The sequence below is a fragment of the Polaromonas sp. P1_A2 genome (assembly GCF_056406895.1).
In genome coordinates this window covers 802,768-825,793 of record NZ_JBFTZI010000002.1, presented here as the reverse complement: position 1 = coordinate 825,793, position 23,026 = coordinate 802,768, and the positions used below count along the sequence as shown (strand labels likewise).

Here is a 23,026-nt window from a genome sequence, read left to right as displayed (position 1 = left end):
TAGCGCAACAATATGTCCTTACACTTCGCTGCTTGGAAAAAGCTTCATTCCCGCCGCTCGGGCTCAACCTGTCTATGCCTTTTGAGCGTTCCCCATGCCCTCCGACAGGTTCAGGGCGCCCTTGAACTGCTCTCCCCGCCATGAAATTCCGCTTTCCCATCGTCATCATTGACGAAGATTTCCGTTCCGAAAATACCTCCGGCCTGGGTATCCGCGCGCTGGCGCAGGCCATCGAGAGCGAAGGCTTCGAGGTGCTGGGCGTCACCAGCTACGGCGACCTCTCCCAGTTCGCCCAGCAGCAAAGCCGGGCCAGCGCCTTTATCCTGTCGATCGACGACGAGGAGTTCTCGCCCGGCCCCGACCTCGATCCCGCCGTGCTGAACCTGCGCACCTTTATCGAGGAGGTGCGCCGCAAGAACCTGGACGTGCCGATTTACGTCTATGGCGAGACCAAAACCTCGCGCCATATTCCCAACGACATCCTGCGCGAGCTGCACGGCTTTATCCACATGTTCGAGGACACGCCCGAGTTCGTGGCGCGCCACATCCTGCGCGAGGCCAAGAGCTACCTGGAAGGCGTGCAGCCGCCGTTTTTCAAGGCCTTGCTGGACTATGCCGAGGATGGCTCCTATTCCTGGCATTGCCCCGGCCATTCCGGCGGCGTGGCTTTTCTCAAAAGCCCGGTCGGGCAGATGTTCCACCAGTTTTTCGGCGAAAACATGCTTCGCGCCGACGTCTGCAACGCGGTGGAAGAACTCGGCCAGCTGCTGGACCACGACGGCGCCATAGGCGCCAGCGAGCGCAACGCGGCGCGCATTTTCAACGCCGACCACTGCTTCTTCGTGACCAACGGCACCTCCACCAGCAACAAGATGGTCTGGCACCACACGGTGGCGCCCGGCGACGTGGTGGTGGTCGACCGCAACTGCCACAAGTCCATCCTGCACTCCATCATCATGACCGGTGCGATCCCGGTGTTCCTGAAGCCGACGCGCAACCATTTCGGCATCATCGGCCCGATTCCGCAGAGCGAATTCGAGCCGGACGCCATCCGCGCCAAGATAGACGCCAACCCGCTGCTCAAGGGCGTGGACAGCAGCAAGGTCAGGCCGCGCGTGCTGACGCTGACGCAGTCGACCTATGACGGCGTGCTCTACAACACCGAAACCATCAAGGGCATGCTGGACGGCTACATCGACAACCTGCATTTCGACGAAGCCTGGCTGCCGCACGCGGCTTTCCACCCTTTCTATGGCGCTTACCACGCCATGGGCAAAAACCGCGTCCGGCCGAAAAACGCCGTGGTGTACGCCACGCAGTCCATCCACAAGCTGCTGGCCGGCATCAGCCAGGCCAGCCACGTGCTGGTGCAGGACTCGCAGGACGTGAAGCTCGACAGGCACCTCTTCAACGAGGCCTACCTGATGCACACCTCCACCTCGCCGCAGTACAGCATCATCGCCAGCTGCGACGTGGCCGCGGCCATGATGGAGCCGCCCGGCGGCACCGCGCTGGTCGAGGAAAGCATCGCCGAGTCACTGGACTTTCGCCGCGCCATGCGCAAGATCGACGAGGAGTACGGCGACGACTGGTGGTTCAAGGTCTGGGGGCCGGACAAGCTGGTCGAAGAGGGGATCGGCGAGGCCCAGGACTGGATCATCAAGGGCGAATCCCGCAGTGCCAAGATGGCAAAAAACGGCGCCAACAACTGGCACGGCTTCGGCCAGATGGCCACCGGCTTCAACATGCTGGACCCGATCAAGTCCACCATCGTCACGCCCGGCCTGGACCTGAACGGCAAGTTCGCCAAAACCGGCATCCCGGCCAGCATCGTGACCAAGTTCCTGGCCGAACACGGCGTGATCGTCGAAAAGACCGGCCTCTACAGCTTCTTCATCATGTTCACGATCGGCATCACCAAGGGCCGCTGGAACACGCTGCTGACGGCGCTGCAGCAGTTCAAGGACGATTACGACAAGAACCAGCCGATGTGGCGCATCCTGCCCGAGTTCTGCCAGAAGTACCCCAAGTACGAGCGCATGGGCCTGGCCGACCTGTGCCAGCACATCCACACCTTGTACGCCAAGTACGACATCGCGCGGCTGACGACCGAGGTCTACCTGAGCGACCTGGCGCCCGCCATGAAGCCCAGCGACGCCTATGCCCACATCGCCCACCGCACGACGGAGCGCGTCGAGATCGACCACCTGGAAGGCCGTATCACCGTGGGCCTGGTGACGCCTTACCCACCCGGCATCCCGCTGCTGATTCCGGGCGAGGTGTTCAACAAGCGCATCGTGGACTACCTGAAGTTCTCGCGTGAATTCAACGCGCAGTGCCCGGGGTTCGAGACCGACATCCACGGCCTGGTGGAAGAGGTCGACGCCAAGGGCAAGACCCGCTACTACGCGGACTGCGTCAAGAAGTAGGCCCAGCCGGCCCCGGCCGCCTTAAACGGCGGCGTCCCGCACCCGCATGAAACTGGCAAAGCGCGGAATGCCGCTGTCGTTCAGCCCGCGGAAACGGTAGCTCACGGTACTGCCCACGGGCGGCGGGTTTTGGCGCAACTCGTCGCTCAGGCCGCTGCCCAGCTTGAAGCGCCGGCCGGGCTTGCCGTCCACGGCGGGCATCTCCACCAGCAGCGCGCCCACCATGCCCGCATATTTGCCCTGGCCGGGAATATGCGCCACCACGCGGGCTTCGTCATCCTCGTGCGGTTTGGCCTTGAGCAGGTCGTCGCTGCGCTGGCCTTTGTAAAGCGAAGCCCCGCGATGCAGCATCAGGCCTTCACCGCCGTGCCTGACGGTGGTGGCCATCAAGGCCTGCAGGGCCGCATGGCTGGCCACCTTGGACTGCGCCACCGCCTGCACCCAGGGTTGGTCGATGCGGCTCACCACGCCGTTCAGGGCCGGGATGCGTTCGCTGAAGCGGCCGCCCTGCCCGGGCAGGTCGAACACCATAAAGCGTATGGCCCGCCAGGCCGCTGCGTCCGGGCTTTGCTGGCGCACCGTGGACATCGCGCGGGAGAACTGCCCGTGGCCCGCCCATAACTCGCCGTCCAGCGGCACTTTGGGCCAGCCTGCTGTGAACCAGGCCGGCGCCGCGATGCGTTCCCCGTTGCGGGTCAGCAGTTTCTCGCCGTCCCAGTAGCCGCGTATGCCGTCGTATTTTTCGCTGACCCAGTAGTCAGCCAGGGGGATGCCCGGGCGGTAGGCCTTGGCCAGCATGAGCTGCGGCGCCTGCGGAGCGGCCGTGGCGGCAAAGGCCGCGCTAGGCAGAAGGGGCGTGAGCAGGCCCGCGACGACCAGCAGCAGGTGCAGGGCCTTGAGGCGAAAAACCGCCACGGAAGCCGAAGTGCGGAAAGGGGGTGTTGGTGATGGGCGCGGTGCCATATTTTTTTGACTTTTGGCTGTATGAATGTACAGTCTATAGTCCCGTGCCGGGTGCGGCAAGCCTTGCACCAGGAAACTGTCGAGGGCGCGCCACACGCGCTCGACTCCCCAACAAATCATTGAGAAAAAAGGATGCAAAACATGAGCCACCAAGGAAGCTGCCACTGCGGAAGGATTGCCTTTGAGGTCGAAGGCGAACCCACCGGCGCGCTGGCCTGCAACTGCTCCATGTGCTCGCGCAAGGGCTCGCTGCTCTGGTTTGTTCCGCGCGAGCAGTTGCGCCTGCTGACGCCCGATGAGAACGCCAGTACCTATCTGTTCAACAAGCACCTTATCCAGCACCGGTTTTGCCCCACCTGCGGCATCCACCCGTATGGCGAGGGCACGGGCCCGGACGGCAAGCGCATGGCCGCCATCAACCTGCGCTGCGTGCAGGACCTGGACCTTGCCGCCATCCCCGTCCAGCATTTCAACGGGCGGGCGGCATGACCTCCAGCGATATCGAGTCCATAGAGCGGGCCACCCTGGCCGCGGTGTCTCCCGAAGCCGTCGAGGAGTTCCAGGGCTGGCTGCTGCCCTATGACAGCGGCACGGTCAGCCGGGCCCACAGTGCCGTGCCGCTGCGCCACGTGCCGGCGGGTGAGGACATGATCGACCAGATCGAAGCGCGCTACCGGGCGCGCGGCCTGCGCACGGTGTTCCGCCTGGCCAATGAAGCCTGCTTCGACGGCCTGCGGCAGGAGCTGGCGCGGCGCGGCTACCAATCGGGAAAGCCGGTGCTGGTTCAGGTGGCGCCGGTGCAGGCCATGCGCGCGGCCAGCGCGGCAGTGCCCGCCGAGACCGCTGATGTGCCCGATGCGGCCTGGGCCGCGCTGTTCCTGGCCGAAGGTTTTGACCCGGTGGACGGCGCGAGCCGCGTCAAGGCCTTGAGCCGCGCCCGCGGTTCGGTCTATGCCAGCGTGCGCGAAAACGGCAAAACCGTGGCAGCGGGCGCCGGCGCCTTCAGCCATGGCTGGTCCAGCGTGCACGGCATGCGCACCGACCAGGCCTTCCGGGGCAGGGGACTGGCCGGGCGCGTGCTGGCCGGCATCGCCGCCGTGGCCGAGCAGCGCGGCATCGCCCGGGCGTTTTTGCAGGTGGAAGACGTCAACACCCCGGCGCTGGCGCTGTACCGGCGCGCGGGTTTTGAGACCGTCTGGAGCTACGACTACTGGCGCCAGCCTTAAGGGGCCGAGGCCCGGGGAGCTCAGGCCGCTTCGGCCGGCTCGGCGATACCGCCCACGACGTGGCTGAAGCCGCCGTCGACATAGGTGATCTCGGCGCTCACGCCGCCGGCCAGGTCGCTCAGCAGGAAGGCCGCCACGTTGCCCACGTCCTCGATCGTCACGTTGCGGCGAATCGGCGAGGCCTCGGCGACCACGCTCAGAATCTTGCCGAAGCCCTTGATGCCGCTGGCGGCCAGGGTCTTGATGGGGCCGGCGCTGATGCCGTTCACGCGCATGCCTTTGGGGCCCAGCGATTCGGCCAGGTAGCGCACCGAGGCTTCCAGGCTGGCCTTGGCCAGACCCATGGTGTTGTAGTTGGGCACGGTGCGCACCGCGCCCAGGTAGGTCAGCGTGAGCAAGGCCGATTTCGGGTTCAGGTAGGGCAGGGCGGCCTTGGCCATGGCCGGGAAGCTGTAGGCGCTGATGTCGTGGGCGATCTTGAAGCCCTCGCGCGACAGGCCGTCGAGGAAGTCACCGGCAATCGCCTCGCGCGGCGCATAACCGATGCTGTGCACAAAGCCGTCAAACGTCGGCCAGGTTTGCGACAGGTCGGCGAACAGCTTGGCGATCTGCGCGTCGTCGCCCACGTCGCAGTCAAAAATCAGCTTCGAATCGAAGTCGGCGGCGAATTCCGTGATCCGATCCTTGAAACGCTCGCCGACGTAGCTGAAAGCCAGTTCGGCGCCTTGCGCGTGGCAGGCCTTGGCGATGCCGTAGGCGATGGAGCGGTTGGACAGCACGCCCGTGATCAACAGTTTTTTGCCAGTGAGGAATCCGGTGTGTGTCGCCATGCAGGTGCTCCAGTAAATGTGCGGAAGATATGCCGGCAAGGGGCGCGAGATTCGCGCGATGGAAATTTGCCGACCTAAGTAGGGCAGAATTGTCGCATGCGAAGTTTGCTGGTCTGGGTCCTGCTGCTAGTTTCAGCGCCGTCATGGGCCGCACACGGCTATGCGCTCTGGGGCGACCTCAAGTACCCCGCGGGCTTTGCCCATTTCGATTACGTCAATCCCGCGGCCCCCAAAGGCGGCGACCTGCGCCTGGTCAGCAACCTGCGCTATTCGACTTTCGACAAATACAACCCCTTCACGATCAAGGGCTCGGCGCCGGCCTACCTGTCGGTGCTGATGTTCGATTCGCTGCTGGCCGGCTCCATGGACGAAACCGCCGCGGGCTATGGCCTGCTGGCCGAGGACGTGCAGGTGGCGCCGGACCGGCTGAGCGTGGTGTTCCGCCTGCGGCCGCAGGCGAAGTTCCACAACGGGATGCCGGTGGAGGCCGCGGACGTCAAGCATAGCTACGACACGCTGATGGGCCCCTACACCTCACCCGGCTACAAGACCGCGCTGGAGGATGTGGCGGGCTGCGATGTGATCGACGCGCGTACCGTGCGCTTTCGGTTCAAGAAGCCCAACCGCGAACTGCCGCTGACCGTGGGCGGCCTGCCGGTGTTCAGCCGCGCCTGGGGCATGGTGGGCGGCAAGCCCAAGCGCTTCGACGAAGTCGTGATGGACATACCCATAGGCAGCGGGCCCTACAAGATCGGCCCGGTGCGTTTCGGCAAGGACATCACCTATGCGCGCGACCCCGGCTACTGGGCCCGCGATTTGAACGTGCGGCGCGGCGGCTATAACTTCGATCGCATCACCGTGAAGATCTACAAGGACAGCACGGCGCGCCTGGAGGCCCTGAAGGCGGCCGAATTCGACATGATGAGCTTCTACTCGGCCGGCGACTGGGCACGCCGGGTGACGGGCAAGCGCTTCGATTCGGGCGAGCTGGTCAAGCAGGATTTTCCGCACCGCCAGCCGGCCGGCTTCCAGAGTTATGTGCTCAACAGCCGCAAGCCCATGCTGTCCGACCCGCGTGTGCGCGAAGCCCTCGGCCTGGCGCTGGACTATGAGTGGATGAACCGGCAGATGTTCTACAACGGCTATCCGCGCGTGCAGGACCTGTTCGGCAACACCGACTGCGCCGCCACCGGCCTGCCGTCGCCGGAAGAACTGGCCCTGCTGGAGCCCTTGCGCGCCAAGGTGCCGGCCGCGGTCTTCGGTCCCATGTACCAGCCGCCCAGGACGACCGGTGAAGGCCAGTCGCTGCGCAACAACCTGCGCAAGGCGCAGGCCCTGCTCAAGGACGCCGGCTGGACTTACCGCGACGGCGCGCTGCGCAACGCCAAGGGCGACGCCATGGTGCTCGACTACCTGGACAGCCGCGACACCGGCGTGCGCACGGTCGCGCCCTGGATGCGCAACCTGGAAAAGCTGGGCATCACGCTGCGCTTTTCGCCGGTGGACTTTGCGCTCTACCAGCAGCGGCTGGACAAATTCGAGTTCGACATCACGACCATCAACTTCCCTGGCACGCACGACCCGGGCCAGCAGCTGAGCGACATCTTCGGCAGCAAGGCGGCCGATACCGAAAGCTCGGGCAATTACTTTGGCGTCAAGAGCCCGGCCGTGGACGCGCTGGTCACCGCGGCGGTCGGCGCCAGGACCAAGGCCGAACTGATCCCGGCCTGCCGGGCGCTGGACCGCGTGATCATGCACAGCCACTACCTGATTCCCCAGTGGACGCTGACCTCGCACCGTCTCGCCTACAACGCCTGGCGGCTGGGCTTCAAACCGCCCATGCCGCCTTATACCGGGGCGGAGGACTGGGTGATGATGGCCTGGTGGGCCAAACCCGTGCCCCAAGGAAAGTAGCCAGATGTTCGCCTACGTCCTCAAACGCCTGCTGCTGATGATCCCCACTTTATTGGGCGTGCTGCTGATTACCTTTGCCGTGATCCAGTTCGTGCCCGGCGGGCCGGTGGAGCAGTACCTGTCGGACGCCAAAGGCGGCTTCGGCGGCGTGGAATCGGGCGGCTCCAGCTACCGCGGCAACCAGGGCGTGGACCCCAAGCGCCTGGAGGCGATCAAGGCCTTGTATGGTTTCGACAAGCCGGCCCATGAGCGGCTGGTGCAGATGCTGGGCCAGTTCGCCCGCTTCGACCTGGGCAAGAGCTTTTTCCAGAACAAGGATGTGTGGACGCTGATCCTGGAGAAGCTGCCGGTGTCCATCAGCCTCGGGTTGTGGACATTTTTCATCAGTTACGGCGTGGCCGTGCCTTTGGGTGTGGCCAAGGCGGTGAGGGCGGGGAGCAAGTTCGACCTGGTCACCACCTTGCTGATCCTGGTGGGTTATGCCATTCCGGGTTTTGTGCTGGGTGTTGTGTTGCTGGTGATCTTCGGCGGCCAGCTGCAGTGGTTTCCCTTGCGCGGACTGACCTCGCCGAACTGGGATGAACTGAGCGTGGGCGCGAAGATCGTGGATTACCTCTGGCACATCACATTGCCGGTGACCGCCATGGTGTTCGGCAGCTTCGCGGTGACGGCCATGCTGACCAAGAACTCGTTCCTGGAGGAGATTCGCAAGCAATATGTGCTGACGGCGCGCGCCAAGGGCCTGGCCGAGAACCGCGTGCTCTGGAAGCATGTGTTCCGCAATGCGCTGATTCCCATCATCACCGGCTTTCCGGGCGCGTTCATCGGGGCGTTCTTCACGGGATCGCTGCTGATCGAGACGCTGTTTTCCCTGGACGGCCTGGGCCTGCTCAGCTACGAGAGCGTGATCCGGCGCGACTATCCCGTGGTGCTTGGAACGCTTTACCTGTTCACATTGATAGGGCTTTTTACCAAGCTGATCAGCGACCTCTCTTACGTACTGGTGGACCCACGTGTCAAATTCGACTAGCAATGGCGCCCCCGCGCCGGCGGCCGACGCCGCGGCGGCGCTCCACGTCAGCCCCGCCCGCCGCGCCTGGCGGCGCTTTCGCCGCAATCCGCTGGGTTTCTGGAGCCTGGTGATCTTTTGCGCGATGGTGGTGCTCAGCCTGTTCGCCGAAGTCATCTCCAACGACCGGCCGCTGGTCGTGCGCTACGAGGGCACCCTTTATTTCCCCATCGTCAAGGATTACTCCGAGCAGACCTTCGGCGGCGATTTCCCGACGCCCGCGGACTACCTGGACCCTTTCATCCGCGAGCGCATCACCGCCGGCGCCAACTGGGCGATCTATGCGCCCAACCCTTACGGCCCCAAGACCCTGAACTACTTCGCCAAGTCCCCCAGCCCGGCCGCGCCCACGCGCGACAACTGGTTCGGCACCGACGACCGGGGGCGCGACCTGCTGGCGCAACTGATCTACGGATTTCGCGTCAGTGTGCTCTTCGGCCTGGCGCTGACCGTGATCGGCACGGCGCTGGGCATCCTGGCGGGTGCGGTGCAGGGGTATTTCGCGGGCAAGACCGACCTGGTGATGCAACGCCTGATCGAGATCTGGACGGCGATGCCCGAACTTTATTTGCTCATCATCTTCAGCGCCATCTTCGCGCCCAGCATCGCGCTGCTGCTGATCCTGTTGTCGGTGTTCGGCTGGATGGGCCTGGCCGATTACGTGCGCGCGGAGTTTCTGCGCAACCGCCAGATGGACTATGTGCGGGCGGCCAGGGCCCTGGGCGTCAGCAATTTGCAAATCATGTGGCGGCACATCCTGCCCAACAGCATGACGCCGGTCGTGACCTTCCTGCCGTTTCGCATGAGCGGTTCCATCCTGGCGCTGACCTCGCTGGATTTCCTGGGCCTGGGTGTGCCGCCCGGCACGCCTTCGCTGGGCGAACTGCTATCCCAGGGCAAGAACAACATCGACGCCTGGTGGATATCGCTGTCCACCTTCCTGGTGCTGGTCATGACATTGCTGCTGCTGACTTTCATGGGCGACGCCTTGCGCGACGCCATGGATCCCCGGAAGGCCGACTGATGGCCGCGCCGCTGCTTGACGTCCAGAACCTGCGGATTTCGTTCGCGGGCAAATCCGTGGTCCACGGCATTGATTTCTCCATCGCCCCCGGTGAAAAGCTGGCACTGGTGGGTGAGTCCGGCTCGGGCAAGACCGTGACCGCGCTCAGCCTGCTGCGGCTGGCGCAAAACGCCGCGGTGAACGGGAAGGCCGTTTTTGCCGGCGTCGACGCGGCCGAACGCGCGGCCAGCGGGGCGCCGCCCAAGGCACCCGTTGATTTGCTGTCCCTGCCGGAGTCTTCCCTGCGCGGGATTCGCGGCCGCGACATCGCCATGATCTTCCAGGAGCCCATGACGGCGCTCAACCCGCTCTACAGCGTTGGCGACCAGATTGCCGAGGTGCTGGAGCTCCACAAAAGCCTGAGCCGGGCTGAAGCGGTGCAGGGCGCCATCCAGCTGCTGGCCGACACGGGCATTCCCGAGCCCGCGCGCCGCGCCAGGGCTTTTCCGCACCAGCTCTCGGGCGGGCAGCGGCAGCGGGCCATGATCGCCATGGCGCTGGCCTGCCAGCCCGGGCTGCTGCTGGCTGACGAGCCCACCACGGCGTTGGACGTTACCCTGCGCGGCCAGATCCTGGACCTGCTGGGCGCGCTGCAGCAGCGCAACGGCATGGCCGTGCTGCTGATCACCCACGACCTCAACCTGGTGCGCAAGTTCGCCGACCGGGTCGCGGTGATGGAAAACGGCCGCATTGTGGAGCAGGGCGCCGTGGCCGAGGTGTTCGCCCGGCCCCAGCATCCCTATACCCGCAAGCTGATCGACAGCAAGCCGCGGCGCGACGGGCTGGCGGCGGCCAGTCCCGCGGCGGATGCCGCGATCACGATGAAAGCCGAAGGGCTGCGCGTGAGCTATCCGGTGCCGGTTCCCGGGATACGGGGCTGGTTCCAGCGCGGTGAATTTGTGGCAGTGAAAGACGCGAATTTCCAGATTCCGGCCGGCAGGACCTTGGGTGTGATCGGCGAATCGGGCTCCGGCAAATCGACCCTGGCGCTGGCCAGCCTGGGCCTGCTGCCTTTTTCAGGGCAACTGCAGGCGGCGGGCCAGGCCTGGGGCCGCGAGGCCGCGCGTGACAAAGCCATGCGCCGGGCGGTCCAGGTGGTGTTCCAGGACCCGTTTTCCTCGTTGTCGCCGCGCATGAGCGTCGAGGCCATCGTGGAGGAGGGCCTGCGCGTGCACGAGCCCGGCCTGGCCCCCGCAGCCCGGCGCGAGCGGGCCGTGCAGGCGCTGGCCGATGTCGGTATGACGGAGGCCCAGTTTCCAGGCCTGCTGCAGCGTTACCCGCACGAGTTCTCGGGCGGGCAGCGCCAGCGCCTGGCGATTGCCCGGGCGCTTATCGTCAACCCCATGCTGCTGGTGCTGGACGAACCGACCAGCGCGCTGGACGTGACCATCCAGAAGCAGGTGCTGGGCCTGCTGCAAAAACTCCAGCGCGAGCGCGGCCTGAGCTATTTGCTGATCACGCACGACGTGGACGTGATACGCGCCATGGCGCATGAAGTCATGGTGATGAAGGACGGCGATGTGCTGGAATCCGGCTCGCTCAGCGAGGTGCTGGATTCGCCGCGCCATCCTTATACGCGTGTGCTTGTGACGGCTGTGTAGGCCTGCAAATTTGAGAATTTACTTTAGATAATCAAAAAATCCCTATGATTTCATTTGAAATTTTGGCATTGCTCTGTGGGCGCCGTTGAAAAACAGTGCGCGGCGCCCATCTTTGCTTCTACCGGTCCCGCCACAAGCTGGCAATCAACGAATGACGGTGTGATGACTTAACAAAAAGGGTTAAGGCGGGCTGCTCCCGCCGGGGTTTTGAGCGGCGACTCTCGTTTCAGGCACGGAAATTGTTTGCATCGAGGGACGCGGCACGTTACAATATGAGCTTCACGACCAAATGGGCGGGTTTTCACCGCCCATTTTTTTTGGGCGTTTGTTTTTGAACTATTGAATTAATAGAGCGGGTTTTAGAGACTGAATGGCATTGCAAGAGACGATTGAGCAAACTGTGACGGGGCTGGGCTACGAGCTGGTCGAGATCGAGCGCACCGGCGGCGGTTTGCTGCGTGTCACGATCGACATGCCTTACGTCCAGGGCGCCGAGCAGTTCATCAATGCCGAAGACTGCGAAAAAGTCACCCGCCAGCTGCAGTTTGTGCTGGAAGTCGAGGGCGTCGAATATGCCCGGCTGGAGGTCAGTTCCCCCGGTATCGACAGGCTGCTACGCAGCGAAAAGGATTTTGAGCGTTTTGCCGGCGAACTGGTCGACATCACGCTGAAGGCGCCAATTGGCGTGGCGGCCAGCGCCGGCTCGACGGTGACGGCCAGCCGCAAGAAATTCCGCGGCACGCTGGAGCGCGCCGAGGCCGGCTGGCAGGTCGTCTGGAGTGACGAGCCTCCCGCCAAACCCGGCCAGAAGATTAGCAAGAAGAGGATTCCCGCACCGCTGCAGGCGCTGGGTTTCACGCTCGACGAGCTTCACCAGGCGCGGCTTGCGCCCGTGGTGGACTTCAAGGGCCGCAAACCCAGATCGGCCCCCGGTGCCGCTTCCTCCACAGAGAATTAAATTTCAAGAAATGAAGAAAGGCAGGCTTGTGAAATGAATCGCGAACTGTTGATGTTGGTTGACGCCATCTCGCGTGAAAAAAATGTGGAGCGCGACGTCGTGTTCGGCGCTGTTGAGCTCGCGCTCGCCTCGGCCACCAAAAAAGTGTACGAAGGCGAAGTGGACATCCGCGTGGTGATCGACCGTGACAGCGGCAACTACGAGACCTTTCGCCGCTGGCTGGTGGTGCCGGACGAAGCCGGCCTGCAAAACCCCGAGGCCGAAGAGCTGGTGAGCGACGCGCGCGACGAAATCCCCGACATCGAAGAGGGCGACTACATCGAAAAGCCGGTTGAAAGCCTGCCCATAGGCCGTATCGGCGCGCAAGCGGCCAAACAGGTCATCCTGCAGAAAATCCGCGACGCCGAGCGCGAAATGCTGCTCAACGACTTCATGTCGCGCGGCGACAAGATTTTTGTCGGCACCGTCAAGCGCATGGACAAGGGCGACATCATCGTCGAATCCGGCCGCGTTGAGGGCCGTTTGCGCCGCGGGGACATGATCCCCAAGGAAAACCTGCGCTCCGGCGACCGTGTCCGCGCCATGATCATGGAAGTGGACACGACCCTGCGCGGCGCGCCCATCATCCTCTCGCGCACCGCGCCCGAGTACATGATCGAGCTGTTCCGCCAGGAAGTGCCTGAAATCGAGCAGGGCCTGCTGGAGATCAAATCCTGCGCCCGCGACCCCGGTTCGCGCGCCAAGATCGCCGTGCTGTCGCACGACAAGCGCGTCGACCCCATAGGCACCTGCGTCGGCGTGCGCGGCACCCGCGTCAACGGCGTGACCAACGAGCTTGCCGGCGAACGCGTCGACATCGTGCTCTGGAGCGAAGACCCGGCCCAGTTCGTCATCGGCGCGCTGGCTCCGGCCAATGTGTCGTCCATCGTGGTGGATGAAGAGCGCCACGCCATGGATGTCGTCGTCGACGAGGAAAACCTGGCCATCTCCATAGGCCGCGGCGGCCAGAACGTGCGCCTTGCCGCCGAGCTGACCGGCTGGAAGATCAACATCATGACGGCCGACGAGTCCGCCCAGAAGCAGGCCAGCGAAACCGACACCAGCCGCAAGCTTTTCATGGAAAAGCTCGACGTGGACGAGGAAATCGCCGACATCCTGATCTCCGAAGGCTTCACCAGCCTCGAAGAAGTGGCTTATGTGCCGCTGCAGGAAATGCTGGAAATCGAATCCTTCGACGAAGACACCGTCAATGAGCTGCGCACCCGCGCCAAAGACGCGCTGCTGACGATGGAAATCGCCAAGGAAGAAAATGCCGAAGGCGTTTCGCAGAACCTGCGCGACGTCCAAGGCCTCACGCCAGAGCTGATCGCCAAATTGACCGAAGCGGGCATCACCACCCGCGACGACCTGGCCGACCTGGCTGTGGACGAACTCACCGATATCACCGGCCAGTCTGCGGACGAGGCCAAAGCCCTGATCATGACCGCTCGCGCGCATTGGTTTACCGATGAGCCCGCTGCCGCTGACACCCCTGCACCCGCAGCGGCCCAAGAGCAATGATCATGAAAGGCCTGCAGGAAAAAAACATATGTCCAGTACCACCACCGTCGCTGAATTCGCAGCTGAACTCAATAAATCCCCCGCCACGCTGATCGAGCAATTGACCAGCGCGGGCGTCGCCAAGGCGCAGCCCAGCGACCCCCTGTCCGAGGCGGACAAGCAAAAGCTCCTGGGCTATTTGCAGGCCAGCCATGGCACTGTCACGGCTGAGCGCAAAAAGATCACGCTGGTGAAAAAATCCACCAGCGAAATCAAGCAGGCCGACGCCACCGGCAAGGCCCGCACCATCCAGGTGGAAGTCCGTAAAAAGCGCACTTTCATCAAACGCGACGAAGGCTCGGACCAGCCCGCCGAAGAAGTGCAGCCCGAAGTGGCCGCACCGCCGCCGGCGCCCGTCGTCGATGACGCCGAATTGATCCGCCGCGAGGAAGAAGCCCGCCGCCACGCAGAGCTGCTGCGCCGCCAGGAGCAGGAACTCGCCGAAAAACGCCGCCTGCGTGAAGAGCAGGACGCGAAGGATGCCGCGCGCGAACAGGAACGTCTGGCTGCCGAGCAGACCGCCCAGGCCGCCGCAGCTGCTGCCGCCGCCGACGCGAAGAAGGCCAAGCCCGCTGCCGGCAAGGCCAAGGAAGCCGCCGCGCCGACGGCCGCCGCCTCCAAGGCCGCTGAAACCGCCGCCGCCGAACAGGCTACCAAGTCCGCCGATGCCGCTGCCGCGGCTGCGGCCGCCAAGGCCAAGGCCACCGCTGAATTCCAGGCCGATGCCGCCAAGGCGCAGGAGCTGCAGGAACGCCGCCGCAAGGCTGAGGCCGAAGCCGCGGGCATCCGCGCCATGATGTCCGCGCCCAAGCGCGTGCTGGTGCCGCACGTCGACCCCAAGGCCGCCATCAAGGGCACGCTGCACAAGCCGGCCGGTGCGCCGGGCGCCGCGCCCAAGCCGGGTGCTCCCGCGGCTGCCGCCGCGCCGGGCGCCGCCGGCAAGAAGGAAGTCAAGTCGGAGAACCTGTCCTCGACCTGGAAGGACGATGCCGCCAAGAAGAAGGGCATCCCGAGCCGTGGCGCGCCCGTTGTGCCCGGACGCGGCAATTTCCGCAGCGGCCCGCGCGGCCGCCGCAGCAACGACCGCGAAGCACGCCCCGAGTCCACCTTTGTGGCGCCGACCGAGTTCAAGGTCATCGAGGTGCATGTGCCCGAAACCATCACCGTGGCCGAACTCGCCCACAAGATGAGCGTCAAGTCCTCCGAGGTGATCAAGCACCTGATGAAGCTCGGCCAGATGGTCACCATCAACCAGCCGCTGGACCAGGACACCGCCATGATCGTGGTGGAAGAAATGGGCCACAAGGCGGTCACCGCCGCGCTGGACGATCCGGAAGCCTTCACCGACGACGACGTGCAGGGCCAGCAGGCGGAACTGCTGCCGCGCGCGCCCGTGGTCACCGTCATGGGCCACGTCGACCACGGCAAGACCTCGCTGCTCGACTACATCCGCCGCGCCAAAGTGGCCGCGGGTGAAGCCGGCGGCATTACCCAGCACATCGGCGCCTACCACGTGGAAACCCCGCGCGGCATGGTGTCCTTCCTGGACACCCCGGGCCACGAGGCTTTCACCGCCATGCGTGCCCGCGGCGCCCAGGCCACCGACATCGTGATCCTGGTGGTGGCGGCCGACGACGGCGTGATGCCCCAGACCAAGGAAGCCATCAAGCATGCCAAGGCGGCCGGCGTTCCCATCGTGGTGGCGATCAACAAGATCGACAAGCCCGATGCCAACCTGGACCGCGTCAAGGGTGAACTGGTCACCGAGGAAGTCGTGCCCGAAGAATTCGGTGGCGATTCTCCCTTTGTGCCGGTTTCCGCCCGCACGGGCGCCGGCATCGACCAGCTGCTCGAGCAGGTATTGCTGCAGGCCGAGGTGCTGGAACTGCGCGCACCGGTTGACGCCATGGCCAAGGGCCTGGTCATTGAAGCCCAGCTCGACAAGGGCCGCGGCCCGGTCGCGACCGTGCTGATCCAGTCCGGCACGCTCAAGGCCGGCGATGTGGTGCTGGCCGGCTCGACCTACGGCCGCGTGCGCGCCATGCTGGACGAAAACGGCAAGCCGATCAAATCGGCGGGCCCCTCCATTCCCGTGGAAATCCAGGGCCTGACCGAAGTGCCCCAGGCGGGCGACGAGTTCATGGTGATGACCGACGAGCGCCGCGCCCGTGAAATCGCCACTTACCGTGCCGGCAAGTTCCGCAATACCAAGCTGGCCAAGCAGCAGGCCGCCAAGCTGGAGAACATGTTCTCCGACATCTCGGCGGGCGAGGTCAAGATGCTGCCCATCATCATCAAGGCCGACGTGCAGGGCTCGCAGGAAGCGCTGGCCCAGTCGCTGCTCAAGCTCTCGACCGACGAGGTCAAGGTGCAACTGGTGTACTCCGGCGTCGGCGGCATTTCCGAGTCCGACGTCAACCTGGCCATCGCCTCCAAGGCCGTGCTGATCGGATTCAACACCCGCGCAGACGCCCAGGCGCGCAAGCAGGCCGAGAACAACGGCATCGACATTCGTTACTACAACATCATTTATGACGCTGTGGACGAACTCAAGGCCGCCATGTCCGGCATGCTCACGCCCGACAAGAAAGAGGAAGTCATCGGTACCGCCGAGATCCGCCAGGTGTTCAAGGTCAGCAAGATCGGCTCCATTGCCGGCTGTATGGTCACCTCCGGCCTGGTTCGCCGCAGCGCGCGCCTGCGCCTGCTGCGCGATAACGTGGTCATCTTCACGGGTGAACTCGACTCGCTCAAGCGTTTCAAGGACGACGTGCGCGAAGTCAAGGAAGGTTTCGAGTGCGGCCTGAATATCAAGAACTACAACGATATTCAAGAAGGCGACATCCTCGAGTTCTTCGAGATCAAGGAAGTGGCGCGTACCTTGTAAAACGGACCGGCCCGCCGCCTTCCCGCGGCGGGCCTTCCAGGCAAGACAAGATTCCGCCCCATTCAGCCCATGCGTAAAAAGTCATCCACCCCCAACCGCGGCTTTCGTGTCGCCGATCAGATCCAGCGCGACCTGACGGAGCTGATCGCGCGCGAGCTGAAAGACCCGCGGGTCGGGATGGTGACCATCCAGGCCGTCGAGGTGACGGCCGACTATGCGCATGCCAAGGTGTTCTTCAGCGTGCTCGTCGGCGACCCGAAGGAGTGCGAGGAAGCGCTCAACCAGGCCGCCGGCTTCCTGCGCAACGGCCTGTTCAAGCGCCTGATGACGCACACCGTGCCGACCCTGCATTTCCACTTCGACCGCACCACCGAGCGCGCGGCCGACATGAACGCCTTGATTGCCAAGGCGGTCTCTTCCCGCGCGCACGACGACTGAGTTCGCGCCGTTCCCCTTGATGACAGGTTCAGGGACAACGGCGCCAACGAAGCGCCGGGTTTGTCCCGTGCGCCGAGCCTGTCGGAACTTATGACGCAAACTTCTTCTCATCGCCAGAAAATCCAGCGACGTCCCGTGCACGGCGTGCTGCTGCTCGACAAGCCGCTGGGCCTGTCGAGCAACCAGGCTTTGCAGAAGGCCAAATGGCTGCTGCGCGCCGACAAGGCCGGCCACACCGGCACGCTGGACCCGCTGGCCACCGGCGTGCTGCCGCTGTGCTTTGGCGCGGCCACCAAGTTCAGCCAGATCCAGCTCGATGCCGACAAGACCTACGAAGCCGTGCTGCTGCTGGGCAAAAAGACCAGCACCGCCGACGCCGAGGGCGAGGTCATAGAGACCCGTCCCGTGCCCGAGATCACGCCCGCCCTGCTGCAGGACCTGACGGCACGCTTCACCGGCCCGCTGGCGCAGGTGCCGCCCATGTATTCGGCGCTCAAGAAAGACGGCAAGGCCCTCTATGAATACGCCCGCAAGGGCCAGGAAGTCGAGCGCGAAGCCCGCCACATCACCATCTTCAAGCTGGAGATGGCCCGGGTCCACGACGAGCGCGCGCCGGCCGCCATCAAGATCACCGTGACCTGCAGCAAGGGCACCTACATCCGCACGCTGGGCGAAGACATCGGCGAGGCCATAGGCTGCGGCGCCCACCTGGGCTCGCTCAGGCGGCTGGAGACCGGCGGCTACACCACGCAGCAGTGCGTCAGCCTGCCGACCCTGGAAGCCATGACCGAGCCCGAGCGCGAAGCCTGCCTGCTGCCGGCCCAGTCCCTGGTGGCCGCGTACCCGTCTGTCACATTGGACGCCGACAATGCGGGGCGGTTTTTAAGCGGCCTGCGCCGCCGGGGCGAGCCCGGCCAGTGGGGCGCCGACGCGCCGCTGGTGCAGGTCTACGGTCCTGCGGCGGGGCAGGGCGGCGACGCCCCGGCCTTCCTGGGCTCGGCCCACATCACGGCGGACGAGCTGATTCCGCAACGCCTGCTGAGCCCGATCGAGATCCAGGACATTTTGAATGCCGCGCACAGTTCCGGCGGCACCGCGCCCGCGGGTGCGGCGGCCTTTGTTCACCATTGACAGTTTTTGCCAGTTTTTGACGTTTTAAAGTTCCCAGAAAGCCAACCATGAGCCACAAACAGATCCGCAATATCGCCATCATCGCCCACGTTGACCATGGCAAAACCACCATGGTCGACCAGCTGCTGCGCCAGTCCGGCACCTTCGCCGAGCACGAAAAAGTGGTCGACACCGTGATGGACAACAACGCCATCGAAAAAGAACGCGGCATCACCATCCTGGCCAAGAACTGCGCCGTGACCTGGGAAGGCACGCACATCAACATCGTCGACACCCCGGGCCACGCCGACTTCGGCGGTGAAGTCGAGCGCGCGCTGTCCATGGTCGACGGCGTGGTGCTGCTGATCGACGCGCAGGAAGGCCCCATGCCCCAGACGCGCTTTGTGACCAAGAAGGCGCTGGCCCTGGGCCTGAAGCCCATCGTCGTGGTCAACAAGGTCGACAAGCCGGGCGCCAATCCCGACAAGGTGGTCAACGCCGCCTTCGACCTGTTCGACAAGCTGGGCGCAACCGACGAGCAGCTGGACTTCCCCGTGGTGTACGCCTCCGGCATCAACGGCTGGTCCTCGCTCGAGGAAGGCCCGCCCAACGAGCAGTGGGGCCCCGACATGTCGGCCCTGTTCAACACCATCCTCAAGCACGTGCCGTCCCAGAAGGGCGACCCGGCTGCGCCGCTGCAGCTGCAGATTTCCGCGCTTGATTTCTCGACCTTCGTCGGCCGCATTGGCGTGGGCCGCATCAGCCAGGGCACCATCAAGCCCATGATGGACGTGGTCGTCATGGAAGGCCCGGACGGCAAGGCCATCAAGGGCCGCATCAACCAGGTCCTGACCTTCCAGGGCCTGGAGCGCGTGCAGGCCACCGAAGCCGGCCCCGGCGAGATCGTGCTGATCAACGGCATTGCCGACATCGGCATCGGCGTGACCATCACCGACCCGCTCAACCCCGCGCCGCTGCCCATGCTCAAGGTCGACGAACCGACCCTGACCATGAACTTCTGCGTCAACACCAGCCCGCTGGCCGGCCGCGAAGGCAAGTACGTCACCAGCCGCCAGATCTGGGACCGCCTGCAGAAAGAGCTGCAGCACAACGTGGCCCTGCGCGTCAAGGAAACCGACGAAGAAGGCATTTTTGAAGTCATGGGCCGTGGCGAGCTGCACCTGACCATCCTGCTGGAAAACATGCGCCGCGAAGGCTATGAGCTGGCCGTCTCCAAGCCGCGCGTGGTGTTCAAGGACGTCAACGGCGAGAAGCACGAGCCTATCGAGCTGGTCACCGCCGACATCGAAGACCAGCACCAGGGCGGCGTGATGCAGGCCCTGGGCGAGCGCAAGGGCGAGCTGGTGAACATGGAGCCGGACGGCCGCGGCCGTGTGCGCCTTGAGTACCGCATCCCGGCGCGCGGCCTGATCGGCTTTACCAACGAGTTCCTGAACCTGACGCGCGGCTCGGGCCTGATCTCCAACATCTTCGACAGCTACGAGCCGCACAAGGGCGACATCGGCGGCCGCAAGAACGGCGTGCTGATCTCCATGGACGACGGTGAAATCTTCACCTACGCCCTGGGCAAGCTGGACGACCGCGGCCGCATGTTCGTGCGCGCCAACGACCCGGTGTACGAAGGCATGATCGTCGGCATCCACAGCCGCGACAACGACCTGGTGGTCAACGCCACGCGCACCAAGCAGTTGACCAACTTCCGCGTCAGCGGCAAGGAAGACGCGATCAAGATCACGCCGCCGATTGAATGCACGCTGGAATACGGCGTGGAATTCATCGAGGACGACGAGCTGGTCGAAATCACGCCCAAGTCCATCCGCCTGCGCAAGCGCCATCTGAAAGAAAGCGACCGCAAGCGCGCTGGAAGGTCTTAAAGCCCCCACGGTCGCTCACTTCGTGTAGCTTCCTGCCCCCCGAGGGGGCCGCTGCGCCTGCGGCCCGGCAAAGCCGGTTCCGCGGCCCCTGCTGGCAACAGAGGGGGAGCGCTTGAAAATCAGGCCGCTGTGCGTAAAAGCTTCAGCGGCTTTTTAAGTTTGTATCAGAGCTGAATTGATTGTTCGCCCATGAAACTCACGCATTCCCGCGCTGTCTTCCTGATGATCCTGGTGACCATGATGTGGTCGATTGCCGGGGTCGTGACCCGCCACCTGGAGTCGGCCCGCAGCTTTGAGGTCACCTTCTGGCGCAGCTTTTTCACGGTGGTGTCGCTGTTGGTCATCCTGCCGTTTTTCCAGGGCAGGGCGGTGTTCAGCAAGATCCGCAACGGCGGCTCGGCTTTCTGGCTGTCGGGTGTCTGCTGGAGCGTGATGTTCACCGCCTTCATGGTCGCGCTCACGCTGACCACCGTGGCCAACGTGCTGGTGACCATGGCGGTCAGTCCCTTCATCACGGCCCTGCTGGCGCGCGCCTTCATCGGCCACAAGATTCCGGCACGCACCTGGCTGGCCATCGCCATGGCCGGCGCCGGCATTGCCTGGATGTACGGCGGGCAGATGGACCTTTCCAGCCATATAGGCGGGACCCTGGTGGCCCTGATGGTGCCGCTGGCCAGCGCCAGCAACTGGACGGTGGTGCAGCATAGCCGTGCCCATGGCAAGAACGTCGACCTGGTGCCCGCGGTGCTGCTGGGCGCGGCGATTTCGACGCTGGCGACCTTGCCGCTGTCGCTGCCGTTTTCCGCCACGGCGCATGACGTCGGCCTGCTGGCGCTGCTGGGCCTGGTGCAACTGGCCATTCCCTGCGTGCTGTCGGTGATGTGCGCCGGTGTGCTCAAGGCGCCGGAAGTCGCCTTGCTGGCGCTGCTGGAAGTGATTTTCGGGATTCTGCTGGCCTGGTTCGGCGCGGGCGAGGTGCCCGGCGCCAGTGTGCTCACGGGCGGGGCGCTGGTCATAGGCGCGCTGGTGGTCAATGAACTGATTGGATGGAGGCAGCGCGCATGAACGGCATGAACACGGAGACCCGGACCGAGGTGCTGGTCGAGCGCCGCGGCAATGCCGGGCTCATCACCCTGAACCGCCCCAAGGCGCTCAATGCGCTGTCCCTGGGCATGATCCGGGCCTTGTCCGCCGCCTTGCTGGCCTGGCGCGACGACCCGGCGGTCCATGTCGTGGCCATACGCGGCAGCAACAAAAAAGGCCAGCCCGGCACACCGGAGAGCCTGTTCGGCGGCTTTTGCGCGGGCGGCGACATCCGCTTTTTCCACCAGGCGGTGTTTGCGGGCGATTCCGCGCTGGAAGACTTCTTCACCGAGGAATACGCCCTCAACCACCTGATCCACACCTATCCCAAGCCCTATGTTGCTTTCATGGACGGCGTGGTCATGGGCGGCGGCATGGGAATCAGCCAGGGTGCCAAATTACGGATCGTGACCGAGCACACCAAGATGGCCATGCCGGAAACCAACATTGGTCTGTTCCCGGACGTAGGCGGCGGTTATTTCCTGAGCCGTTGCCCCGGCCATGCGGGCGAGTACCTGGCGCTGACGGGGGACGTCATTGGCGCGCAAGAGGCGCTGGACTATGGGCTGGCCGACATCCAGGTCGAGGCGGCCCGCCTTCCTGAACTCTGGGATGCGCTGGGTAGCCAGGCCTTTGCTTCGGCCGCGGCGGCCGAGGCCTGGATAGCGGCACAGTGGACAGCGGGCCACACCCGGCCGGCCAAGGCAGACGGCCAGATCGATGGCTATTTCTCGCTGCAGCGTGTGAAGCACATCGTCGATGCGCTGGAGGCGTCGGCCGACCCCTGGGCGGCCAAAACCGCCGCAACCTTGCGCAAACGCTCGCCGCTGATGCTGCACGTCACGCTGGAGCAGATTCGCCGCGCGCGCGGCATGGGCCTGGCCGATGACCTGCGCATGGAGCGCGACATGGTGCACCACTGCTTTCACCTGCGCCCGGGCGCGGCCGGCGAAACCGTCGAAGGCATACGCGCGCTGGCCATTGACAAGGACTACAAGCCGCAGTGGAACCCGGCGCGCATTGAAGACGTCAAGCCCGGCATGGCGGATGCGTTTTTTGCGAGCCCCTGGACGCCTGAGGCGCATCCCCTGCGCGGGCTGAAGTAAGCGAGCCGAGGCTCAGAGCTGCTGGTACACCTGCTGCGCCAGCTTCATCAATTCATCGCGCGAGACGGCACCGCTCAGCGCATAACCAAAGCCCTGGTCCACCCAGTAAAACGAGGGCACGGGGCCGTCGCCGCTGTAGCGGAAGGCGGTTTCCTGTGCCGCCTGGGACTGCGGCTGGGAGGTCGCATCGATGGCGCCCAGGTACAGCGTCAGGCGCAGGCCGGCCGCGTTCTGGAACATGAATTGCGCGCGGGCGCCGCCGTCACCGGACAGCAGCCTGCCGCCGACCAGCTCATAACCTTCGGCTGCCAGCACCGGCACTTTCAGCGGCCGGCCCACGCGTTTGGACAGCCACTGCACCAGGTGCTCCTGCTGCGCGGCGGTGACCTCCACAGGATGGCGCACCTCGGGCGAAAACACCGCGTGCGCCAGCGAAGCCTGGTGCACAAAGGATTGCGCCGAGCGCGCAGCGGCGAGTTGTTGCGGCGCCGGGCCGCCGAGCTGCCCATGCGACAGCCAGCCCACGCCAAAGGCCAGCATCACGGCGGCCGCCATGCCGCCCCAGCGCCGCCATTGCTCGATCTGCTGTTTGCCCGCCTGGCCGCGGCGCGCGGCGGCCAGCAGGGTGTCGGGGATGGCTTCGTCCAGCAAGGGGCGGTGCAGGGCGCGCAAGGCCTCGCGCTGGGCCTTCCAGCTTCGCAGGGTCTCGCGCGCGGCGGCGTCTTCGCCCAGTTGCGCTTCGAGTTCAGCCTGCCGGGCAGGCGGCAAGCGGCCGTCGACCAGGGCGTTGATCCGGTCGTGCAGGGCTTCGCCTTGGGCGTGAGAGGTGTCGTGGTTTTTTTCCATAGGGTGCTG

The 23,026-nt window shown here is 64.8% G+C and carries 18 protein-coding genes; 15 read left to right on the top strand and 3 right to left on the bottom strand.

Annotated features, from left to right (window positions below):
* Positions 1 to 140 precede the first annotated feature (140 nt).
* Complete coding sequence (locus tag AC1D09_RS10855; protein ID WP_413330537.1) at positions 141 to 2,429, top strand: Orn/Lys/Arg family decarboxylase; 2,289 nt, start codon at positions 141 to 143, stop codon at positions 2,427 to 2,429.
* A 21-nt stretch (positions 2,430 to 2,450) separates the two neighbouring features.
* Here the strand turns inward: AC1D09_RS10855 and AC1D09_RS10850 are convergent, their stop codons facing one another.
* Positions 2,451 to 3,488, bottom strand: coding sequence for a DNA ligase (locus AC1D09_RS10850; RefSeq protein ID WP_477663050.1), 1,038 nt, complete (start codon positions 3,486 to 3,488; stop codon positions 2,451 to 2,453).
* Positions 3,489 to 3,533: 45 nt separating this feature from the next.
* Between AC1D09_RS10850 and AC1D09_RS10845 the strand changes: the two genes are divergently transcribed.
* The gene (locus AC1D09_RS10845) at positions 3,534 to 3,881 is read left to right on the top strand and encodes a GFA family protein (RefSeq protein WP_074575115.1); all 348 of its coding nucleotides are present in this window, start codon (positions 3,534 to 3,536) and stop codon (positions 3,879 to 3,881) included.
* Positions 3,878 to 4,618, top strand: a complete 741-nt coding sequence (locus tag AC1D09_RS10840) for a GNAT family N-acetyltransferase (protein WP_477663051.1) — start codon at positions 3,878 to 3,880, stop codon at positions 4,616 to 4,618. Before AC1D09_RS10845 ends, AC1D09_RS10840 begins: the two co-directional genes overlap by 4 nt.
* Positions 4,619 to 4,638: 20 nt before the next feature.
* Here the strand turns inward: AC1D09_RS10840 and fabI are convergent, their stop codons facing one another.
* Positions 4,639 to 5,448: an enoyl-ACP reductase FabI gene (gene fabI / locus AC1D09_RS10835; RefSeq protein WP_413330533.1), complete on the bottom strand. Its 810-nt coding sequence runs from the start codon at positions 5,446 to 5,448 to the stop codon at positions 4,639 to 4,641.
* Between the two features lie 96 nt (positions 5,449 to 5,544).
* Here fabI and AC1D09_RS10830 point away from each other — a divergent pair, with 96 nt between their 5' ends.
* From AC1D09_RS10830 to AC1D09_RS10775, 12 genes are all read left to right on the top strand, one after another.
* Positions 5,545 to 7,362, top strand: a complete 1,818-nt coding sequence (locus tag AC1D09_RS10830) for an extracellular solute-binding protein (RefSeq protein WP_477663052.1) — start codon at positions 5,545 to 5,547, stop codon at positions 7,360 to 7,362.
* A gap of 4 nt (positions 7,363 to 7,366) precedes the next feature.
* Positions 7,367 to 8,392: a microcin C ABC transporter permease YejB gene (locus tag AC1D09_RS10825; protein WP_477663053.1), complete on the top strand. Its 1,026-nt coding sequence runs from the start codon at positions 7,367 to 7,369 to the stop codon at positions 8,390 to 8,392.
* Positions 8,376 to 9,455, top strand: coding sequence for an ABC transporter permease (locus AC1D09_RS10820; protein ID WP_477663054.1), 1,080 nt, complete (start codon positions 8,376 to 8,378; stop codon positions 9,453 to 9,455). Before AC1D09_RS10825 ends, AC1D09_RS10820 begins: the two co-directional genes overlap by 17 nt.
* On the top strand, positions 9,455 to 11,095 hold the full coding sequence (locus AC1D09_RS10815; RefSeq protein ID WP_477663055.1) for an ABC transporter ATP-binding protein: 1,641 nt from the start codon (positions 9,455 to 9,457) through the stop codon (positions 11,093 to 11,095). Before AC1D09_RS10820 ends, AC1D09_RS10815 begins: the two co-directional genes overlap by 1 nt.
* A gap of 370 nt (positions 11,096 to 11,465) precedes the next feature.
* Entirely contained in the window at positions 11,466 to 12,053 is a 588-nt protein-coding gene (rimP, locus tag AC1D09_RS10810) for a ribosome maturation factor RimP (RefSeq protein ID WP_074574433.1), read from the top strand.
* A 33-nt stretch (positions 12,054 to 12,086) separates the two neighbouring features.
* Positions 12,087 to 13,613, top strand: coding sequence for a transcription termination factor NusA (gene nusA / locus AC1D09_RS10805; RefSeq protein WP_007865395.1), 1,527 nt, complete (start codon positions 12,087 to 12,089; stop codon positions 13,611 to 13,613).
* Between the two features lie 28 nt (positions 13,614 to 13,641).
* Complete coding sequence (gene infB, locus AC1D09_RS10800; RefSeq protein ID WP_477663056.1) at positions 13,642 to 16,539, top strand: translation initiation factor IF-2; 2,898 nt, start codon at positions 13,642 to 13,644, stop codon at positions 16,537 to 16,539.
* Positions 16,540 to 16,608: 69 nt separating this feature from the next.
* Positions 16,609 to 16,977, top strand: a complete 369-nt coding sequence (gene rbfA, locus AC1D09_RS10795) for a 30S ribosome-binding factor RbfA (protein WP_007865402.1) — start codon at positions 16,609 to 16,611, stop codon at positions 16,975 to 16,977.
* 90 nt (positions 16,978 to 17,067) lie between these two features.
* Positions 17,068 to 18,108, top strand: coding sequence for a tRNA pseudouridine(55) synthase TruB (gene truB / locus AC1D09_RS10790; RefSeq protein WP_477663057.1), 1,041 nt, complete (start codon positions 17,068 to 17,070; stop codon positions 18,106 to 18,108).
* Positions 18,109 to 18,155: 47 nt separating this feature from the next.
* The gene (typA, locus tag AC1D09_RS10785; protein WP_477663058.1) at positions 18,156 to 19,982 is read left to right on the top strand and encodes a translational GTPase TypA; all 1,827 of its coding nucleotides are present in this window, start codon (positions 18,156 to 18,158) and stop codon (positions 19,980 to 19,982) included.
* Positions 19,983 to 20,171: 189 nt separating this feature from the next.
* Entirely contained in the window at positions 20,172 to 21,047 is an 876-nt protein-coding gene (locus AC1D09_RS10780; RefSeq protein ID WP_477663059.1) for a DMT family transporter, read from the top strand.
* Positions 21,044 to 22,171, top strand: coding sequence for an enoyl-CoA hydratase/isomerase family protein (locus AC1D09_RS10775; RefSeq protein ID WP_477663060.1), 1,128 nt, complete (start codon positions 21,044 to 21,046; stop codon positions 22,169 to 22,171). The genes AC1D09_RS10780 and AC1D09_RS10775 overlap by 4 nt, the downstream gene beginning before the upstream one ends.
* A gap of 12 nt (positions 22,172 to 22,183) precedes the next feature.
* On the opposite strand, the gene AC1D09_RS10770 is transcribed toward AC1D09_RS10775, so the two are convergent.
* Positions 22,184 to 23,017, bottom strand: a complete 834-nt coding sequence (locus AC1D09_RS10770) for an anti-sigma factor family protein (protein ID WP_477663061.1) — start codon at positions 23,015 to 23,017, stop codon at positions 22,184 to 22,186.
* Positions 23,018 to 23,026 lie beyond the last annotated feature (9 nt).

Excerpts from the sequence above, each read along its gene's own strand:
- AC1D09_RS10855 (WP_413330537.1), top strand. The coding sequence starts at position 141 with ATGAAATTCCGCTTTCCCATCGTCATCATTGACGAAGATTTCCGTTCC.
- AC1D09_RS10845 (WP_074575115.1), top strand. The coding sequence starts at position 3,534 with ATGAGCCACCAAGGAAGCTGCCACTGCGGAAGGATTGCCTTTGAGGTC.
- AC1D09_RS10840 (WP_477663051.1), top strand. The coding sequence starts at position 3,878 with ATGACCTCCAGCGATATCGAGTCCATAGAGCGGGCCACCCTGGCCGCG.
- fabI (WP_413330533.1), bottom strand. The coding sequence starts at position 5,448 with ATGGCGACACACACCGGATTCCTCACTGGCAAAAAACTGTTGATCACG.
- AC1D09_RS10830 (WP_477663052.1), top strand. The coding sequence starts at position 5,545 with ATGCGAAGTTTGCTGGTCTGGGTCCTGCTGCTAGTTTCAGCGCCGTCA.
- AC1D09_RS10825 (WP_477663053.1), top strand. The coding sequence starts at position 7,367 with ATGTTCGCCTACGTCCTCAAACGCCTGCTGCTGATGATCCCCACTTTA.
- AC1D09_RS10815 (WP_477663055.1), top strand. The coding sequence starts at position 9,455 with ATGGCCGCGCCGCTGCTTGACGTCCAGAACCTGCGGATTTCGTTCGCG.
- rimP (WP_074574433.1), top strand. The coding sequence starts at position 11,466 with ATGGCATTGCAAGAGACGATTGAGCAAACTGTGACGGGGCTGGGCTAC.
- nusA (WP_007865395.1), top strand. The coding sequence starts at position 12,087 with ATGAATCGCGAACTGTTGATGTTGGTTGACGCCATCTCGCGTGAAAAA.
- infB (WP_477663056.1), top strand. The coding sequence starts at position 13,642 with ATGTCCAGTACCACCACCGTCGCTGAATTCGCAGCTGAACTCAATAAA.
- rbfA (WP_007865402.1), top strand. The coding sequence starts at position 16,609 with ATGCGTAAAAAGTCATCCACCCCCAACCGCGGCTTTCGTGTCGCCGAT.
- truB (WP_477663057.1), top strand. The coding sequence starts at position 17,068 with ATGACGCAAACTTCTTCTCATCGCCAGAAAATCCAGCGACGTCCCGTG.
- typA (WP_477663058.1), top strand. The coding sequence starts at position 18,156 with ATGAGCCACAAACAGATCCGCAATATCGCCATCATCGCCCACGTTGAC.
- AC1D09_RS10780 (WP_477663059.1), top strand. The coding sequence starts at position 20,172 with ATGAAACTCACGCATTCCCGCGCTGTCTTCCTGATGATCCTGGTGACC.
- AC1D09_RS10775 (WP_477663060.1), top strand. The coding sequence starts at position 21,044 with ATGAACGGCATGAACACGGAGACCCGGACCGAGGTGCTGGTCGAGCGC.
- AC1D09_RS10770 (WP_477663061.1), bottom strand. The coding sequence starts at position 23,017 with ATGGAAAAAAACCACGACACCTCTCACGCCCAAGGCGAAGCCCTGCAC.